Origin of the sequence: Devosia sp. (assembly GCF_028290625.1) — a bacterium.
GTDB lineage: Bacteria > Pseudomonadota > Alphaproteobacteria > Rhizobiales > Devosiaceae > Devosia.
The window spans coordinates 38,407-56,925 of sequence record NZ_JAQGJM010000045.1 but is presented as its reverse complement, the minus strand read 5'-3'; the positions used below and the strand labels follow the sequence as shown (position 1 = coordinate 56,925).

Below are 18,519 nucleotides of genomic sequence, written 5' to 3'. Positions count from 1 at the left end.
CGGCCCTTTCGCAGGTTCCAATCACCACCCTGCCTTCGGTAGGGGGAGTTACCACAACCGCTATACTCAATGCGGTCGGTGCAGGCACCTTCAACGCAGTCGGTGCATCGTCTGCAGTCAGTAATTGGAGTGCATCGGGCTCCGGAGCGTTCGCGAGCACTGGCCAAGCCCTCTTCATTGGAACATGGAGTGCATCTGGGGCCGGCACGCCATCGTGGGCAGGTTCAGCAACCGCGCTTGCAACGTGGACCGTTTCAGCCTCGGGAGCCTTTACGGCTATCGGCAGTGCTACGGCGGAGTCTGCATGGTCAGCGGCCGGTTCCAGCTCTGCGGCATGGACAGCACTTTCGACGGCGACCTCCGTGCTCAACGCGGCGGGTGCAGGCGTATTCCACGCCACGAACTCTGCTCTCGCTAGTGCGGCATGGGCGGCAGCTGGGGCAGGCGTCCTAACCGGGCGTGGAGCTTCGACAGTCACAGCCCGCTTCGCCTTCGCTGGGCGAGGGCTGCTCAATTTCTACTCGGTATCGCCAACGCCCATCGCCCGGGTTGCGACGGTGCCGTTCATCTCCCGCTCGCTGCTGCTCAAGCGCGAAAGCCGGGAACAGAACGTACCCGCCTATAGCCGCGAAGCCCGGGTCTACCCGATCAGCCGAACAGTTCTCGTCCCAAAATACCCGAGGATCGACATGCCACTTTCCTGGGCTAGCAAAGACCCCGATGAATTGCTCGACTACAGCCTCAACTGGTCGCAAGCCCTTTCCGGCGACACTATCGTCACCAGCGATTGGGCAATCAGCGACAGCGCCCTCGTCGAGAACCACAGCACCAACACCTCAACGGCAACCGTGATCTGGCTCGAGGATGGCGCGCTCAACCAGAGCTACACCGTGACCAACACGATCGAGACGGCTGGCGGACGAACGTATCAGCAGTCGGTCAACATTCGAATTTTGAGCAACTGATTAGCAAAAACATATCGTTCGGTCTTCCGGCGCCACCGCGCCGAAGGAATAGTTTTGCGCAGAGGCCGGATTGTTTCGGTTCAAAGGCTTAGGTGAGTTAAATGGGGCGCCCGCCTAGCGACAAGACCTTCGCCAACATGCTCCGCATTGCCATCAGCGAGGCCCATGCAGAAGGCGGCACCAAGCTCCGCGCCGTAGCCGATGCACTAGTGACGAAAGCGATCACTGGCGATGTCCCGGCGATCAAGGAAATCGCGGACCGGCTTGATGGTAAAGTGCCTCAGGCGGTGGTTGGCGACGACAACGAAGATCCGATCAGCCTGCGCCATGAATTGGACGCCGATCGCTTCGTCAAATCGCTGCAGTCGCTCGTGGCGCGTGCTGACGCAGAAGAGAGCAAATAGGGTTGGCCGGCATCCATGCCTCGCCGGCCGAACTGCTGGCCTCACTGCCCACAGCGGAGAGACAGAAGGCGATTGAAAGCCTGTCGCTCGAAACTAAGGCGCAGCTTGCTCATCACTGGCCGTTCTGGGCTCGCCAGAACCAGCGTGAGCCTGAAGGAGACGATTGGGTCTATTGGCTGATCCTCGCCGGCCGTGGATTCGGCAAGACCCGCACCGGAGCGGAAACCGTCCGTCAATGGGTCAAGACCTGTGAGATGGTCAATCTGATCGGCGCGACGGTCGACGATGCCCGCGATATCATGATCGAAGGGGAGAGCGGCATTCTCGCCATTTGCCCCAACGATGAACGCCCGGTCTATCGGAAGAACGAGAGCAAGTTGCTCTGGCCGAATGGCGCGGTTTCGCTGGTCTTTACCGCGGATGCCCCGGAGCGGCTTCGCGGCAAACAGCATATGCGGCTGTGGGCCGACGAGATGGCCTCATGGCGGTACGGCGAGGCTTGGGACCAAGCTAAGTTCGGGCTGCGTCTCGGGCCTCACCCGCGAGCCGTGATCACCACGACGCCGCGGCCGGTGAAGAACATTAAGGATCTGGTGAAGGATCGGGCAACCATCGTCACCAGGGGGACGACCTACGACAACCGGGCGAACCTTGCCCCGACGTTTTTTGAAGAAATCGTCAAGCGGTACGAAGGCACTCGTCTGGGCCGGCAGGAACTAAACGCCGAAATCCTCGAGGACGTGCCGGGCGCACTGTGGACGCGTGAGATGATCACGCATCTGCCTGCCTCGGCCCTTCCGCCAATGAAACGCATCGTAGTGGCGATCGACCCGCCCGCGACCTCAGGCGAGAGCAGCAACGAAGCTGGCATCATCGTCGATGGGCTCGGTGAGGACGGCAGGGCCTATGTGCTGGCAGACCGCTCCGGGGTGATGACGCCCCGCGAATGGGCAGTGGCAGCAGTCACCGCTTTTCGAGAGTTTGAAGCCGATCGCATCGTGGCCGAAGTCAACCAGGGCGGCGAGATGGTGGAGCAGGTTATTCGCTCCGTCGACACTCATGTGCCGTTCAAGGCGGTTCGGGCCAGCCGAGGCAAGTACGTCCGGGCCGAACCAATCAGCGCGCTCTATGCGAGGGGGCTGGTCGACCATGTTGGGCAGTTCGAAGCGCTCGAGGACCAGATGTGTTCGTACACGCCGGATTTCGACCGCGGCAACAGTTCGCCGGATCGGCTTGATGCTCATGTTTGGGCAATGAGCGACCTGTTCCCGTCGATGGTGGCTGAGAAAAAATCGCCCCTGACGCGGCCCAAGCTACAGGGGCCAAATGGCCTTGGCGCTCAAGGATGGATGGCCCGATGACCGCTATTATAGACGAGGCTGTCCGTGGCTGAAGAAACCAACGACCGCGACCTCAAGGACGATGAGAAGATCGTCAAGGAGGCCCGCGACCGCTTTGCCATCTGCGAAGGCTACTACTCGCACGCCTATTCGATGTGGCGCGAGGACTTCCGCTTCGGCCATGCCGACTCCGACAATATGGCTCAATGGCCGGACGCGCTTTTGACCACTCGCGAGATTGCGCAGAAGCCGACACTGACGGTCAACAAGACCCGCATTCATTGCCTGCAAATCGTCAATGACGCGAAGCAGAACAAGCCGGGCATCGTGGTTCACCCCACGACCAACGAGGCGACCTACAAAGCCGCTGAAATCTATGAGGACGTGGTTCGGCATATCGAATACCGCTCCCGAGCCCAGCAGGCCTACGACAAGGCCAGCGAGAACCAGGTATTCGGCGGCCTCGGATTTTGCCGGGTCACCACGGAATATGCCAGCCCCAACGGCTTTGATCAGGAAATCCGTATCGGCGGCGTCCGTGATCCGCTGTCCATCTACATGGACCCGGATGCCAAAGAGGCTGACAAGTCCGATGCCGAGTACGGCTTCGAATTCGACGACATGTCGGTGGAGAAGTTCAAGCGGGATTTCCCTGGGCACCCCGAGGCAGTCAACGCGGCAACCCTGAATAACACGTCGTTCGACGGCTGGCTGACCAAGGAGCATGTCCGCGTCGCCAACTACTGGCGCAAAAAGCATGAGAAGGTCGTGCTGGTCTCAGTGGTTGACCCGAACACCGGCGAGCGCCGCACCGTGCCGAAAAAGACCATCAGTCCGGACCTGATCAAGCTGATCAAGCAGGACAAGAACTGGGACTACCGCGAACGCGACAGCGACGTGGTGACGGTCGAGTGCATCAAGTTCGCCGGCAGCACCGTGATCGATCGTTATGACTGGCTCGGCAAGTGGATTCCGCTGGTGCCGTGCATTGGCGAGGAAGTCATTCTCGACGGGCAGTTGGACCTGAAGGGGCACGTTCGCTACCTCAAGGATGCCCAGCGCATGTACAACTACAACACCTCGGCAGAGGTGGAGTTCGGCGCGCTGCAGACCAAGATTCCGTTCCTCGGCCCGGCCGATGCGTTCGAAGGCTACGAAGAGTATTACGCCAGCGCCAACCTGCAGAACCTCGGCTTCCTGCCATACAAGCATCGCGACGATCAGGGGCAGGAAATCCCGGCGCCGAAGCGGGTAGAGCCGCCGATGATGTCCAACGTTTTCCTCAAGGGCATGGAAATCGCCCAGCAGGAATTGATGATGGCTTCCGGCCAATATCAGTCGCAGATGGGCGAGCAGGAGAACGCCAAGTCGGGCAAGGCGATTGCCGAGCGCCAGCGGCAGGGCGACAACGCCACGTACCATTTCGTGGACAACCACGCGATCATGGTCCGACAGATCGGCCGCATAGTCGTGGACCTGATCCCGAAGATTTACGACACGACCCGCATCCTGCGCATCCGCGGCGATGACGGCATGATGAAGAACATCACCATCGACCCGCAAGCCCAGCAGGCCGTGCAGGAACAGAAGGATATCCAGAAGCAGGAAGTCGACATCATCTTTAACCCGAACGTCGGTGAGTATGCGGTTGAAGTCGATGTTGGCCCGAGCTTTGCGACTCGTCGTCAGGAAGCATGGAACGCCATCGTTCAGATCCTCACGCAGTCGCCGCAGCTCATCCCGATTGTGGGCGATCTGCTCTTCCAGAACGCGGACTTCCCCGGCGCCGACGAGATTGCCGTGCGTCTCCGCCGCATGACGCCACCGCAGGCCCTTGGCGACGATCCCTCGCCTCAGGACGCAGAGATGCAGGCCCATGTCGGCCAGCTCACGCAGCTGGTGGCGGAACTGAACCAGAAGCTCGCCAACAAGGACGCCGACGCCAACATTCGGGCCTTTGAAGCGTCGGTCAAGGCCTTCGAGGCCATGTCGAAGCGGCTCCAGGTCATCGGCAATGCCGGCCCCATCGTTACGCCGGAACAGGAGCAGCCGATCATCCAGTCAACGCTGGGGAGCATGCAGATGCAGCCGACGCCGGCCTCGGTGCCGTCTCCGCAGATTGAGCAGATGCAGCAACCGCCGCAAATGCAGCCGCCCATGCCCGATCAGCAACAATTGGCTCCGCCGCCGATGGGCATGCCGCAGTGAACGGCGAACCGGCAGTCGTGGTGCTGAAGCGAGCATCGGCCAAGCTCATCCGGAACACCAAGCTCGAGATGTGGGCCGCGTGGGAAGCCGAGAACGAAATGCCAGGCGAGCCCGTCGTTTATCGCGGGTTTGACCTGCTTGAGGACACGCCATTTGCCAGGATTACGATCCGTTCGGCCGTGCCTCGCACCATGAAGTGGAACGGCTGATGAACTGGAACATCGATCCTGCGATTCTTGCTCAGATGGCAGCCCAGCAGGCGCACATCCGTCAGGTAGAGGAAGCCAACCGCCAGCGTGCCTATCTAGCGCTCGCACCGTGGAGCGCGGTTGCGGTTGAAGCCTATCGGGGCGTGGTGATCGAAGGCGATGCCCGGCGCAAGGCTGCCGACGAAGGAAGGATGGGCGAGTAATGCGCAACCTCCGCTCCGTCTCGTCCGAAGAGTTCAACGAGTTCATCGCCACTTATCCCGCGCCGCTGGCCCAGAAGATGATCGGCGCGACACAGCACTACCTGGACACTTCCGATGGTCAGGTATGGCCTGACAACATCGTGGCCAGCTACCTCCCCGCGACTGAGGTCCGCAAGCGGGCCGGCGGCTGGCGCATACCCATTTCTGACATTGGAGAAGCCTGATGCCGGGGCGCACCACAAAGCTCGTCAAGCACACCGCCAAGGAGCTGGCCGGCGCTTTCTATGATGGGCAGGACATGTTCCGCGATGGGCGGATGACGCGCACGGAGCGTTTTCGCATCAAGGCGGGGTCGCAGTCGCAGTTCGTCGCCACCTACTGGAAAGACTTCGTCGTGCTGGCGCGCGGCACTCTGGCGCAGATGCTCAACGATCCCGGACGGTCGCAAGCGGACAAGGATGCGATCTACGACGCCCTGCTCGAGGAGCGCGGCGCTTACACCGACGAACAACTGGCCGCCCCCAGCATCATCCAACTCAACTGAAAGGGCCGCACCATGGCCAAGAGCAAGTCCGTATCCGAGCCCGTCGTTGAAGTGGCGGAACAGACCAAGTGGCGGGCAGAGGATGCCCTTCGCGACCTGACCCGGGCTGAAGAGCACCGCGCCGACGCCAAGCTGATGAAAGAGGTCGAGAAGATGCGCAAGGAGAAGATGAAGGCGCTTGCGGCGATCAAGTGTGAGACTTCGCCGATGACGCGGAGCGGAAAACAATGAGGCCAGACGTAGATGAAGTTGTTGTCGCAGAGCTGGGTAACGGTGTTGTCTTGATGCAGGAAGGCGGCCACGGAGTGCCGTGCACGACATGCAGTGGAGATGGCTACATCAGTTCACCGGCAACAGCCTTCCGCCCGGCCGGCCGCCCGTCCAAGTGCCGATACTGTCAAGGTCGTGGGTATGTGGTCGACAGTTGGACAGATATATTTGTGCCCAAGATGAATGACATCCCGCTAAGCGCTCGCAGTCGTCATTTGATGACGGAACCGGTTCAGCTTCTTCTGGCCGAACGCACCAAAAGCGAGATTTGGGCCGCGTGGGAAGCCGAGAACGGAAGCTCCGTCCCGGCATAAAACCCGAACGGAGGCGGTTCCTCCGATATCCAACCCTGAAAAGGTGAAAATCGAATGGCTGATGAAGTCGTAGCCCCCGTTGCCGATGCGAATGTGGCTGTTGCCCACGCCTCTGATGATATTCCCGTCGAGACTTCCACCCGCGAACCGCTGGTCGTTGCCAAAGAGCCGGCAGCCGATGACGCGGCAACCGGTGCGGATGCCGGCGAAACTGACGCAAGCGCTGCCACTGCTGCCGCCGACTCTGGCGGCTCCGACGCCGAACGCAAGAAGCCGCCGAAGCTCCCCGATTGGGCGCAGGCGCAGCTCAACAACATGGCCGCCGAAAAGCGGATTGCCGAACGTGAGGCCAAGCGCCTGGCTGATGAAGTGGCCGCCCTCAAGGCACCGAAGACCACTCCTCCCGTCGCTACCCAGGCCGACGCCGCCGCTGCGCAGAACACCGCGCCTCCCGGCGGCTATAAGACCGACGCCGAATTCAACGCCGCGGTTGAAGCTGCAGCGGCACAGCGTGAGGCAACGGCCCGCGCCCAGCAGCAGCAGGCCGAATTTGATGCGGCGTGCAACACCGCCTACACCGCCGGAAAGTCGACCTTCGGGGAAGATTTCGACGGCGCCGTTGCCAACCTGCAGTCGGTGGGCATCATGACCCGCGATATGCTCGATCTGATCGTTGCCACCGACGACCCGGCCAAGGTGCTCTACGAACTCGGCAGCGACCCCGACAAGGCGTCTGCCATCCTCGCTCTGCCGCCGGCCAAGCGCGCGGTGGAGATTGCTAAGCTATCCGTGGTGCCGGCCGCCAAGAAGGTGCCGACGCCGCTCTCCAATGCACCTCGTCCCGTCACCCCCATCGATGGCAGCGCCCGCACCAGTGCGGAGCCCAGCGACAACGACAGCGACGAAGTGTTCTTTGCCAAGCGCGAAGCCCAGCTCCGCGCCCGCAACGCCGCCTGAGACTGCTCTGATCCGAACGCGACCCGGACATCGGCCGCTGATACCGCTCGCACAAACCATGCGCCCTACGAGCAGCGCATCGTACCCGGCACGATAGCCCCGAGACGGCCCGCTTTCACCTCGCTTACGGGCAGCGAGAACGTCACCGGCACAACCTAGGCCTAACCCATCCGCATCCCTGCGGACGCCTTCGCGCGTGCCTCGAAAGCAACTCGGCCAATCGAGGACATCCCCCATGGCTAACTCTCTGCTCACTACGAGCCGCATCACCCGCGAAGCCGTGATGCTGTTCGTCAACTCCAACGCCCTTCTGGCCAATGTCGATCGTCAGTTCGATAGTGACTTCGGCAAGGCCGGCGAAAAGATCGGCTCGCAGCTCCGTATCCGGCTGCCCAACGACTACGTTCCGGTCAAGGGCCCGGCGGCGTCCATCCAGGACACCACGGAACAGCAGACCGTCCTGACGCTCGCCACCCAGGCGCACGTCGACGTGTCGTTCAGCACCGCCGATCTGCTCCTGAGCGTCGACGACTTCCGCGAAATCATCCTCAAGCCGATGATGAACAACCTGGCGGGCCAGGTCGCGGTCGACGTGATGGCGACGATGGAATACGGGTATATCCCGCTGCCCAACGTCAACGGCTCTTCGCCTATCGCTGCGCCGCTGACCGCCACGACCGGCGGCATCTGCAACATCGCGCCGAACTACGCGGCCGATGGCACGACGCTGATCTCCCCCTCGAGCGGCACGCTGCTCGATGCCCGCGCCATCCTCGCCAATAACTCGGCTCCGAGTGGTTCCCGCAAGCTGGTTTTCGATCCGCGCACCAATGCTCGCGTCGTCAACTCGCTGACTGGCCTGCTCAACCCTGCGACCAAGCTCTCGTCGCAGTACGAGTCCGGCCAGATGATGAGCGGCCTCGGCTATGCAGCCATCTTCGAAGACCAGACTGCTATCAAGCACACCACCGGCACCTTTACCGCCGGCACGGTGAACGGCGGCAGCCAGACCGGCTACACGCTGACCACAAACGCCATCACCGGCACCCTCAATGTTGGTGACATCATCACCATCGCGGGCGTCAATGGTGTCAACCGCGTGACCAAGCAGACCACCGGCGAACTGCGCACTTTCGTGGTGACGGCCAATGTGGCCAGCGGCGCGACCTCGATCCCGATCTACCCGGCGATCGTGCCTCCGGTGAACGGCAACGCGGTTCAGTACCAGACCGTGACCGCCTCCCCGGCGACTTCCGCGGCGATCACCATGATCATCGCGCCGGGCGTGACCTACCGCAACAACGTGGCGTATGCGCCGGAATGCCTGACGATGGTGAGTGGCGAACTTCCGCTGCCCAAGAACGTCGACGCAGCCCGAGCCAAGTACTCCAACGTGTCGATGCGCATGGCCACCCAGTGGCAGGTCGGCACCGACCAGGAAGTAACGCGCTTGGACACTTTGTATGGGGCTCTCCTGACCCGTCCGGAGTGGGGCGTTCGTGTCCCGGACGTGACGCCGTAACCGTCCACTTTTTGAACCCACGGGCCGCGAGCAATTGCGGCCCGAATTCCCTTGGAGACATTCCATGACCGAAGAGCGCGAATATCCCCGGTGGGTACATTGCCCCGGCACGATCCCCGGCAAGAAGTCGGCACTGGTGAACAGTTCCGAGGCCGAAGCCGCCCAGCTCGCGGCGTGGGGCGTTGCAGACGAGCCGGCCCCCTTGGTCGTCAACCCTCTCATTCCCGCCCCGCCGGCAAGCGAGCCATTCGACCACGATGGCAACGGCAAGCCAGGCGGCTCGCTGAAACCGGCTGGCGCTGATCTACCAGCCCTTCGCCTCGCCTACAAAGCGAAGTTCGGCAAGCGAGCTTTCCCCGGCTGGGACGCTGCCGAGATCACCAAGCGCATGGCGGCTGACTGATGAGCGGCCTCACCAACTCCACGTTTGGCGATATCGTTCTCGCGGCGCTGCGCAACACCGGCATTGTCGGTCTTGGTCAGACAGCGACTTCCGAGGACATGAACCAGGCTTGCGCCGCGCTCAACGACATGATCGCGCAATGGCAGCAGCGCCGGTATCTGGTTTATCGGCTGGTGGAGCAGTCGGTGCCCTGCAATGGGCAGCAGTATTACGAGATCGGACCCGGTGGCGATATCTCGGTGGCCGAGCGCCCCGCGGCGATCAACGCCGCCTTCGCGCGCCAGACCATCAGCGACAGCCCCAACCAGATCGACTACCCGATCACGGTCCTGCCGTCTCGGGAGACCTACTCGCAAATCGCGATGAAGTCGCTGCAGAGCTTTCCGCAGTGGTGCTGGTATGACGCCGGCACCCCGTTGGGGAAACTCTACGTCTACCCAGTGATTTCGAACCAGTTCGAACTGCATGTCATCTTCCGCCAGCAGCTTCAGACCGCGCTAGCATTGACCGATGAGATCACCCTGCCGGGGGAGTACCGAGAGGCTCTTGTGTACAACTTGGCCATTCGGCTTTCGGCCAATTACGGGGTTCCGCTGAGTCCGAACGTTGCTGGCTTGGCCAAAGCAGCGCTTGAAACGATGCGTTCGGTCAACGCTCAAATTCCGACGATGTCAATGCCAAGCATCCTGCGCAACGACGTTCGTTGGAATATCTTCAGTGATCAGGCCGGCCCGGGCACGTACTGATGACTCGCGTTCCCCTCCTTGGCGGCGCCTATCAGAGCCGCTCGCTGATCGCATCCGCCTCCGAGGCCGTGAATCTGTACAGCGAGCGCAATGCCGAGGACGGGCAACCCACAACCCCCGCAACGTCCTATCCCACGCCGGGGCTCGCACTCGTCACGGCGCCGCCCTATCCGTCCAACATGCGGACGCTCTACCGGGCCTCGAATGGCAGCCTCTACGGCGTCATCGGCCCCACGGTCTATGCCATCTCGAACACCTATGACTACACGCTGCTGGGGACCATTCCGAACGATACCTCCCCGGTGTGGTTTGCGGATAATGGGCAGGCGATCGTGCTCGTCGATGGGTCGGCGGTCGGCTACGCCATCGACATGACGACGGATGCGTTCGGGACGATCACCGACCCGGCGTTCTATGGTGGGACTTCGGCGTCCTACCAGGACACGTTCTTCATCTTCAACCGGCCGGGGACGGACCAGTTCTATATCTCGCTGAGCAATGTCAGCTACGATATGCTGACCGGCACGCCGGGCGGGGTCTACGTTGGGTCGATCACGACACCCGGTTCCGGCTACGTCGATGCGACCTATACCAGCGTTCCTCTGACAGGCGGGACTGGCTCGGGAGCGCTGGCGACGATCACCGTATTGGGCGGGGCAGTTACCGCTGTCACGATCACCGACGACGGCCAGGACTACACCATTGGCGATGTGCTCAGCGCCAGCAACACGAACCTTGGCGGGTCGGGTTCGGGGTTTGCATACTCGGTCGACGGCATTCATGGGTCGGCGTTCGATCCACTCGACATCGCAGCCAAGACCGGCTCGGCCGACAACATCGTTGCCGCTCCTACGGTGCATGGCGAGCTGTGGTTGATCGGGGAATTGACCACGGAAGTGTGGTATGATGCCGGCGCCGCGGACTTCGCCTATCAGCGCATCCAGGGCGCGTTTGTGGACCACGGGTGCGCCGCGCCGTACTCTATCGCCTCGGTCGATATTTCGCTGCTGTGGCTGTCTCAGGATCGGCAGGGCAACTGCATCGTCCTGATGACGGAAGGCTACTCGGTCAAGCGCGTCTCAGTGCATGCGCTCGAGGCAGAGTGGCAGGCCTACGAGACCATCGCGGATGCCATCGGCTACGTGCACCAGATCGAAGGGCATGCCTTCTACGTCCTGACGTTCCCGACTGCGGACACGACCTACTGCTACGACCTGTCGGAAAACCAGTGGCACCGCCGGGCATCGATCGATGGCAACGGGGTTCTACATCGGCACAGGTCGAGTTGTTTCGCCTTCGCCTACGGGCTCAACCTCGTTGGGGACTACCAGAACGGCAACCTCTACAACCTGACCAACGAGGCCTTCACCGACAACGGAGTAGATATCCCGCGCATCCGGAGGTTTCCGCACCTGATCGAAGACGGCAAGCGCGTCGTCTATGACGGGTTCCAGGCTGACATGGCAACGGGGCAGATTACCTCGGGAACGACGGACGATCCGCCGAAAGTGTACCTGCGGTGGAGCGATAATCGGGGCTTCAGCTTTGGCAACTATGTCAGCCAGTCGATGGGCGGGCCGGGGCAGTACGACGTTTCGATGCAGTGGAACCGGCTTGGCTATGCCCGTGATCGGGTGTTTGAGCTGAGCTGGTCCGCCAATACCGATACCGCGCTTCAGGGGTGTTGGGTCAAGGTCAGGCCGGCGATTTCGTAGTGACGGAATCTGGCGGATTTGCTATAGAAAACGGGTGCGAAGCAGTGGTCGAAGACTGCCGCGCACCCCTGAGCAAATCGATCGAAAGGTGATCAAAATGCCTAATGAGAACGTAGCCCCCGAAGCCGACCCGTACAAGCTTCTGCCGTGCCCGTTCTGCGACGGCGAGGCTGAGACCGGGTTCGAAGATTCCCATAACGGCGGCCATGTCAGATGCACCCAGTGTGGAGTGATAGGCCCGGTGTGGGCAAACGACACGCTAGAAGCGGTGGTCGGGTGGAATAAGCGTCATCTGGGGTACATGCGGTTGCCAGATGGAGTCGACGCCATGCTGCCGGAGCGCAGCAAATGAGCAAGACATTCGACGTTTGGATGGAAGGCTACGCGGCAAGTGGCGATAGTGCTGATGCTACGCTTCTCGCATCAGGTGTGGAGGCGGATGACTTTGCGGCTGCCGTCGAGATCGTGGTTGAAAAGCACAAACTGGAGCATCCCACCGAAGTGGACTACTGGGGCAAGCGCAACGACGGAAGCTGGGCCTTCTATGCGTGCCGCCTGTTCCAGACCGAGGCAGAAGCCAGAAAGTCGTTCGGCTAAATGCCTAACGTCAACAACGCTGCCATCGTCCCAAGCTCCGCCCAGCCCATCGCTGATGCACGCGGCTTCGTCACGACGCCATGGCAGCGGTTCTTCAACGCCATCGTGAGCGCGGCGGCCCCAATCCAGCCGGTAACGCTCACTGGCTCGCCTTTCGCCTATCGTGCCGGCTCTGGCGGCAATCTCGCCATCAGCGGTGGCACGGTGAGCGCAATAACCATCACTCGGGGCACCACGGCAGTACCGACTGGCGCGACCTCGGGGACGTTCCCGGTGGCGAACGGGGATGTGGTTTCCATCACTTACACGGTCGCGCCGACTGTGAGCTTTATCCCGATCTGAATCGGAGAGTGGAATTGAACCGACCTCAATGGGGAAACCTAGCAATCGCGTTGACCCTCCTCTTGCTGGTTCCTGGCTATTTGCTTTTGCGCGGCTTCGGCGTTGAGCCGTTCTCCGATTTCCCACCGCAGTCGGTGATCTTGGCGTCGGTTCCTGCCATGTTGTTCGTCGGACTTCACGCGCTCAAGAAGGCATAACCAGTCGTAGCCTCCGTCCGATTTCCAAGGCCCCTTCACCGGGGCCTTTTCTATTGGAGCCACCTTGCCCCTGCCAAATCTTTCAGTCTGCCGAGAGTTCTCGGCGGAGCGCATCAACGCGATCATCGCTCACCCCGAGGTTCGCCCTTGGGTCGGCATGCCACAGCAGGGCTACATCGACCTGACCCCGATGGTGGCAGACCTCCGCAATGTCCTCCTGATGGGGCAGGGCGGTGGCTTTTTCTTCCACCAGCTCTTGCCGGGGATCTACGAAGTCCACACGCAATTCCTCCCCGAGCATCGCGGCGCCAACGTCCTTCAGGCTGCGGCCGATGCTGAGCGGTTCATGTTCACCCGCACCGACTGCCTCGAAATCCGCTCCAAGGTGCCGGAGCATAACAAGGGCGCCATCGGGTTCGCCCGGGCCATGCACTACGAGCTTCAGTACGAGCGGGCCACCGCCTGGCCAACGGACAACGGCCCTGTGGCGGTCAAGTACTTCGCCCGCACCCTGAACCAATGGGCCAACCGCTGCGAAGGCGTAGAGGCGACCGGGCATTGGTTTCACGAGAAACTCGAGGCCGCCAAGCACGCCGCTGGCGCAACGTCACCCATCCACGATGACGATCTAATCCATGACCGGTTCGTCGGCGCCACCGCAGAGATGATCATGGCCGGGCAACTGGCCAAGGCGATGGGTTTCTATCGCCAGTGGGCAGTGTTCGCCGGCTACGGGCCGATTTCGATCATCGCTGAGTATCCAGTCGTTCTCGACATCGGGGACGCGCTTCTAGCCATCAAAGACCAAGATTTCGAGGTGTTGCTATGCCGGTAGGCGCGGTAGTCGGAGGCGTTCTCGGCGCGGGCGCGTCCCTCGTCGGCTCGGGGATGCAGGCGAAAGCCACGAAGGATGCCTCCAAGGTCCAGTCCGAAATGTACGAAAAGACGAGGGGCGACCTTGCGCCTTATCGGACGGCTGGCGAACAAGGTACGAACGCGCTCATGGCGGCGCTTCCCGACCTCAACAGCAAGATCAACCTTGATCAGGCATGGCTTGAACAGACCCCAGGCTACCAGTTCAACAAGGCTCAGGGGCTCAAAGCTGTCCAGAACAGCGCTGCGGCTCGGGGCCTTGGCACTTCTGGCGCTGCCCTCAAGGGGGCGGCGGGGTATGCTACAGGCCTCGCTGACTCCACGTATCAGACCCAATTCGGCAATGAAATGGCACAGCGAGACGCTCGGTATAACAGGCTGATGGGCGTATCCAGCCTCGGCCAGAACGCTGCTGCACAGACGGGCAATTTTGGGACACAGACCGCCCAGAGCATTGGTCAGAACACCATTGCCGGCGGTACGGCGCAGGCCGCGGGACTCGTCGGGGCCGGCAATGCCCTGATGGGCGGTGCGCAGAACTATCTCGGCTACAATCTAGGCATGCAGCAGCTCGGCAACCCCACGAAGAACCTCTGGGGCGTCAATAGCGGCACTGGCGGTTACACTGGACGGGTGGGGTAAGGGCAATGGCTGAAGTCGATACGTCGTTTTACCCGCGCGCCCCTGAACCCGGCGCCTTCCTGAACACGGCAGCCGGCTATGTCGGACTGGCGAACGCGGGCGAGCAGAACAAGCTCCTCCAGACCCAGAACAAGCAGACCCAACTCGACCTCGTGAACAACCAGGTCGGCACGTTGGTCAACGGCTTTTCGACGCTGGCGGCAGTCCCCGACCTCAGTGCCGACCACTTCGCAGACTTCGGCCAGCGCATGGTGCAGGAAGGCATTATCAGCCCGGAAATCTACGCTGCCGAAATGAAGCAGGTTCAAGCCGCACAGGGCAATCCTGATGCGCTTCGGGCCCTGGCTGGCAACTACAGCCTTCGGGCCCTCGATGCCGGCCAGCGCTTCAGCGCACAGTACGGCACCGCCGGGACGATTGATCAGGGCAACGCGCTTCTGCCAGTCACGACCTCGCCAATGACCGGCATTCACCCGATCGGAGCGCCGATCCCCAAGACGCTGTCGCCTTCGGAGCTTGCGACGCCTGCGACCATTGGCACGACGCCGGAAGGCCAGCCCATTACCGGAACCACGGGCCAGTTGCTCGAAAAGGCCGGCGTCAACCCGCTCACCGCCATGCCGAACCCGCCTGCGCTCGATCCGAATAATCCGCTGATGCCAGTGGCTCCAGCCGAGGCCGGCGTGGTGACGACCCTTCCGGTCGGTGACGTGGCGGCCATGGAAAAGGTTGGCGGCGCATCCGGTGAAGACCTCGCGGCAGCCCGGCTTCGTGAGACCAACTTCCAGCGCGATATCCTGCCGCTCAGCAAGGCTATCCCCGCCTTGGAGGCTCTCGGCACCACCGGCACCGGTCCCGGCACGGAACAGATCAACGAAATCGCCTCGTTCCTGCAGTCCATGGGCGTTCCGGGCATCGACGCGACGAAGGTCAAGAATTTCGATGAGGTGCGCAAGTACCTGAGCCAGTACGCCCAAGCCGGCGATCCGAGCACGAACGACAAATTGGCCGCGGCGTTCGCGGCGAATCCGAGTGTCGGTGTTTCCAACGCGGCGGCCGTTGATGTGGCCAAGACCGCGCTCGCCCTACGCAAATTGCAGAATGCCCAGCTCAAGGCATTCGAAGCGTCGGGCCTGCCGGAAAGCCAGTTCACCAAGTTCGCAGCCCAATTCAATGCCGAGCAAGACCCCCGCGCCTACGCCATCGACATGATGGATGACAAGGCGCGGGCTAAACTGCTCGGGGACTTGAAGGGCGAAGAACGGGCCAAGTTCGCCAAGTCGCTGCGCAAAGCGATCGATCTTGGTCTCGTGACCGCGCCGCGAGTCGCGAATGGCCAGTAATCCGGCAAAGACGTATATCGACGGCTTCGTTGCGCGCGGCTTCTCGCCCGTGCAGGCAGCCGTGCTGGCGGGAAACTTCGCTCAGGAGAGCGGGTTCAACACGGACGCCTACAATCCCAAGGAGGATGCGTACGGCGGTATCCAGTGGCGGCTAGACCGCAAGACCGGGCTCGAGCAGTACGCCAAGGATACCGGCCGCAAGGTCAACGACCCCGATCTGCAAATGGACTACGTCGTCAAGGAGATGACCGGCAACGAGGCGGCCAACGCGGCTGAGTTCCTTGCCGCTCAAGACCCGTTGACGGCCAACAAGTCGCTGAAGAAGTTCATCCGATACGGCGACAATTCCGAGAACGCCCGGCTCAACAACGCGCTGTCCTATATGGGGCAGCCGAGCACTGGCGGTGGCAATGCCCTGATGGCTAGTAACGCTCCGGCCGGTGGTGGTAATCCTCTGTTCGTCAACCCGTCGTTCGGCGGAGCAGAGATGCCCGCACCTGCTGCATGGCCGTCCGCCTCGCCAGTTGCCGCGCCTGCCACGGACGCACCTGCGAATGATGATGCGCTGCTCAATCAGTTCGCGGCTCCTACGGCTCAACCTGGCGGGCAGAGCGACGACGATCTGCTGAACTCGTTTATGCCCGGTGCGGCTGCCCCGGCTACGACTGGCGGCGATGCTGCGGATGAAGATCTGCTTCGGTCCTTTCTCCCCGCCACGCCGGGTGAAGGCGATATCGCCACGCCGCCGGCCGGACTGGTGCCCGGTTCGAAGGAATACGCCGATTGGGCCGTTGAACAGGCGCGTGCTGGCAAGAGGTTGCCACAGGTCAGTGAAATACCAGAGGACCAGGCCGGGGCGCCTACCGGTTTGCTAGACAAGGCGCACGCCGCGGCTGCCTCCTACATGGATGCCATGCCGGTCGTCGGGCCAGCATGGCTAGACCTGGCTGAGAAGGCCCGCGCCTCCGTCCAAGGCATGCCGCTGGACACAGTGAAGGAGGAGACGGCCGCCGCGCGGGAGGCTAATCCGATGACATCCAATGCCGCTGGTGTGGCCGGTACTGTACTGCCGATGCTGGCGGCCGGCGCAACGACTGCGGGCGGCAATCTCCTTGGCGTAACCGGCCCGATCGCACAGCGCGTGCTGATGGGCGGCGCCAGCAATGCGCTTATCTCGGGTGCCGATACACTCGCTCGAGGCGGGGATCTGGAACAGGCTGGAAAGAACGCGCTGATCGGCGGGGCGCTCGGCGTGGCGCTCCCCGCCGTAGGTGATGCGGTGGGCCAACTCGGCAATCAGTTTCTTGGCAAGACAACGCCGGCCGTTGCGCAACTCGCAGAAGCCGCTGTGAACAAATACGGTATCCCGATTGGGCCCGGCCAGATTACCGAAAGTCCGATGGTCAAGTTCGCGGACTCGGTCGTCAACAAGATGCCGTTCAGTGGCGGCACGGTCTCGAACGGGCAACAGGCTGCGGCCTTCAATAAGGCTGTTGCCAATACCTTTGGCGAAACGGCGGAAAAGATCACGCCCGACGTGATGGCTCGGGCTCGGGACCGGATCGGTACGGCGTTCGAAGATGCCGCTGCAAAAACGCCTGCCATCGCGGCCGATACCGCATTCGACCAGGCCATGCTGGATGCCGTCACCAATGCTCAGATGAACCTCACTGAACAGCAGATGGGCCCCATCCTGAAGCAGTTCGACAACATTGTCGGCAAGTTCCAGCAGGGCAGCGGTTCGATCACCGGTCGAGCCTACCAGGAGCTTACGAAGAAGGGGGCTCCGCTGGACGTTGCGCTGCATTCTGCCGATCCCGGCATTCGGGCATTCGCCCGGCAGGCGCGCGAAGCCCTGGACGATGCATTCGAGCGCTCGGCCGCTCCGGACGTGCTGGATGGGCTCAAGAACGCCCGATCGCAGTGGAAGGCGATGAAGACCGTCGAAGACCTCGTGGAGAAATCTCCGGCCGGAGATATCAACCCCGCGCTCTTGATGGGCGCTGTTCGCAGCTCTTACGACAACATGGCGTATGGGGCGGGTGGCGATCTTGCCGAATTGGCGCGCATCGGGCAGCAGTTCCTCAAGTCGCCTCCCTCAAGCGGCACAGCGGAACGGCTGGCCGTGATGAACATGCTGACCAAGGTCGGTGGGGCAGGTGGCTTGGCGGCCACCGCAGCGATGAACCCTGGGTCGATTCCCATGATGGCGGCGGTCGGTCTGCCGGCGGCGGGAGCCTACCTCTTGGCAGCCAAGGGCGGGGGGGCACTGCTACGCTCTGCGGCGCTTGGCAATAAGCTGATCGGCAATTCGCTTGGTCGGGCGGCAAACCCGGCGACCATGACTGGCGGGAATTTGCTGCTCCGTAGCGTTGCAGGCGCGACTGCACCTCGTGCGCCAGTGGAAATCACCGTCAATGGCGGAAATCCATTGCTCAGTCAGTAGCTCTTGCGGGCCGAAAGCCCTAGCAGTCCGCCCGCGAACAAAGAAAACATGGCGACGACCCCGAACAGGGTTTCGGAAGTCATCTCGTCGCGGCGGATGAACAAGAAGATCAACACGCCGATGAGGACGATGCCCAAGGCGCCCGCCAGTTTCGGATTGGCCGGGACGTGCCAGCGTCCGGTTCTCGGGTCGCGGATTTTGTAGTCGTCGGGACCAAGGTCAAGATCGGGCATGCGCGGCAAGATAGAGCAGCAGCCTTCAGTTCGCTAGAGGAGAGAT

General features: G+C 62.0%; 22 protein-coding genes. 21 read left to right on the top strand and 1 reads right to left on the bottom strand.

What is annotated here, in order from left to right:
• The first annotated feature begins 557 nt into the window (after nt 1-557).
• The 21 genes from JWR51_RS23665 to JWR51_RS23570 all read left to right on the top strand — a co-directional run bounded on the left by JWR51_RS23665 (nt 558) and on the right by JWR51_RS23570 (nt 18,240).
• On the top strand, nt 558-965 hold the full coding sequence (locus JWR51_RS23665; protein WP_299753555.1) for a hypothetical protein: 408 nt from the start codon (nt 558-560) through the stop codon (nt 963-965).
• Between the two features lie 101 nt (nt 966-1,066).
• A complete protein-coding gene (locus JWR51_RS23660) occupies nt 1,067-1,369 on the top strand; it encodes a hypothetical protein (RefSeq protein WP_299753553.1) in 303 nt (100 codons plus the stop codon).
• Between the two features lie 2 nt (nt 1,370-1,371).
• Nucleotides 1,372-2,730 (top strand): terminase family protein, encoded by a 1,359-nt coding sequence (locus tag JWR51_RS23655; RefSeq protein WP_299753551.1) that lies wholly within the window; start codon nt 1,372-1,374, stop codon nt 2,728-2,730.
• Nucleotides 2,731-2,754: 24 nt separating this feature from the next.
• Nucleotides 2,755-4,917 (top strand): portal protein, encoded by a 2,163-nt coding sequence (locus tag JWR51_RS23650; protein WP_299753549.1) that lies wholly within the window; start codon nt 2,755-2,757, stop codon nt 4,915-4,917.
• Nucleotides 4,914-5,126: a hypothetical protein gene (locus JWR51_RS23645; RefSeq protein ID WP_299753547.1), complete on the top strand. Its 213-nt coding sequence runs from the start codon at nt 4,914-4,916 to the stop codon at nt 5,124-5,126. Before JWR51_RS23650 ends, JWR51_RS23645 begins: the two co-directional genes overlap by 4 nt.
• Nucleotides 5,126-5,329, top strand: a complete 204-nt coding sequence (locus JWR51_RS23640; protein WP_299753545.1) for a hypothetical protein — start codon at nt 5,126-5,128, stop codon at nt 5,327-5,329. Before JWR51_RS23645 ends, JWR51_RS23640 begins: the two co-directional genes overlap by 1 nt.
• A complete protein-coding gene (locus JWR51_RS23635; protein WP_299753544.1) occupies nt 5,329-5,553 on the top strand; it encodes a hypothetical protein in 225 nt (74 codons plus the stop codon). Before JWR51_RS23640 ends, JWR51_RS23635 begins: the two co-directional genes overlap by 1 nt.
• On the top strand, nt 5,553-5,873 hold the full coding sequence (locus JWR51_RS23630; RefSeq protein WP_299753542.1) for a hypothetical protein: 321 nt from the start codon (nt 5,553-5,555) through the stop codon (nt 5,871-5,873). The genes JWR51_RS23635 and JWR51_RS23630 overlap by 1 nt, the downstream gene beginning before the upstream one ends.
• A 12-nt stretch (nt 5,874-5,885) precedes the next feature.
• The gene (locus tag JWR51_RS23625) at nt 5,886-6,104 is read left to right on the top strand and encodes a hypothetical protein (protein WP_299753540.1); all 219 of its coding nucleotides are present in this window, start codon (nt 5,886-5,888) and stop codon (nt 6,102-6,104) included.
• Nucleotides 6,105-6,511: 407 nt separating this feature from the next.
• Nucleotides 6,512-7,414 (top strand): hypothetical protein, encoded by a 903-nt coding sequence (locus tag JWR51_RS23620; RefSeq protein ID WP_299753538.1) that lies wholly within the window; start codon nt 6,512-6,514, stop codon nt 7,412-7,414.
• Nucleotides 7,415-7,649: 235 nt separating this feature from the next.
• Nucleotides 7,650-8,936, top strand: a complete 1,287-nt coding sequence (locus JWR51_RS23615) for a P22 phage major capsid protein family protein (protein ID WP_299753536.1) — start codon at nt 7,650-7,652, stop codon at nt 8,934-8,936.
• 64 nt (nt 8,937-9,000) lie between these two features.
• On the top strand, nt 9,001-9,339 hold the full coding sequence (locus tag JWR51_RS23610) for a hypothetical protein (protein ID WP_299753534.1): 339 nt from the start codon (nt 9,001-9,003) through the stop codon (nt 9,337-9,339).
• A complete protein-coding gene (locus tag JWR51_RS23605; protein ID WP_299753532.1) occupies nt 9,339-10,085 on the top strand; it encodes a hypothetical protein in 747 nt (248 codons plus the stop codon). Before JWR51_RS23610 ends, JWR51_RS23605 begins: the two co-directional genes overlap by 1 nt.
• Complete coding sequence (locus JWR51_RS23600; protein ID WP_299753530.1) at nt 10,085-11,800, top strand: hypothetical protein; 1,716 nt, start codon at nt 10,085-10,087, stop codon at nt 11,798-11,800. The genes JWR51_RS23605 and JWR51_RS23600 overlap by 1 nt, the downstream gene beginning before the upstream one ends.
• Before the next feature lie 97 nt (nt 11,801-11,897).
• The gene (locus JWR51_RS24090; RefSeq protein WP_366525644.1) at nt 11,898-12,152 is read left to right on the top strand and encodes a Lar family restriction alleviation protein; all 255 of its coding nucleotides are present in this window, start codon (nt 11,898-11,900) and stop codon (nt 12,150-12,152) included.
• Nucleotides 12,149-12,397 (top strand): hypothetical protein, encoded by a 249-nt coding sequence (locus JWR51_RS23595; RefSeq protein ID WP_299753528.1) that lies wholly within the window; start codon nt 12,149-12,151, stop codon nt 12,395-12,397. The genes JWR51_RS24090 and JWR51_RS23595 overlap by 4 nt, the downstream gene beginning before the upstream one ends.
• Nucleotides 12,398-12,739, top strand: coding sequence for a hypothetical protein (locus JWR51_RS23590; RefSeq protein ID WP_299753526.1), 342 nt, complete (start codon nt 12,398-12,400; stop codon nt 12,737-12,739).
• A gap of 261 nt (nt 12,740-13,000) precedes the next feature.
• Entirely contained in the window at nt 13,001-13,771 is a 771-nt protein-coding gene (locus JWR51_RS23585; protein ID WP_299753524.1) for a hypothetical protein, read from the top strand.
• A complete protein-coding gene (locus JWR51_RS23580) occupies nt 13,762-14,451 on the top strand; it encodes a DNA transfer protein p32 (RefSeq protein WP_299753522.1) in 690 nt (229 codons plus the stop codon). The genes JWR51_RS23585 and JWR51_RS23580 overlap by 10 nt, the downstream gene beginning before the upstream one ends.
• A gap of 5 nt (nt 14,452-14,456) precedes the next feature.
• On the top strand, nt 14,457-15,794 hold the full coding sequence (locus tag JWR51_RS23575) for a hypothetical protein (protein WP_299753520.1): 1,338 nt from the start codon (nt 14,457-14,459) through the stop codon (nt 15,792-15,794).
• Nucleotides 15,784-18,240 (top strand): phage tail tip lysozyme, encoded by a 2,457-nt coding sequence (locus JWR51_RS23570; RefSeq protein WP_299753518.1) that lies wholly within the window; start codon nt 15,784-15,786, stop codon nt 18,238-18,240. The genes JWR51_RS23575 and JWR51_RS23570 overlap by 11 nt, the downstream gene beginning before the upstream one ends.
• On the opposite strand, the gene JWR51_RS23565 is transcribed toward JWR51_RS23570, so the two are convergent.
• A complete protein-coding gene (locus JWR51_RS23565) occupies nt 18,234-18,473 on the bottom strand; it encodes a hypothetical protein (protein WP_299753516.1) in 240 nt (79 codons plus the stop codon). The genes JWR51_RS23570 and JWR51_RS23565 overlap by 7 nt on opposite strands.
• Nucleotides 18,474-18,519: the final 46 nt, after the last annotated feature.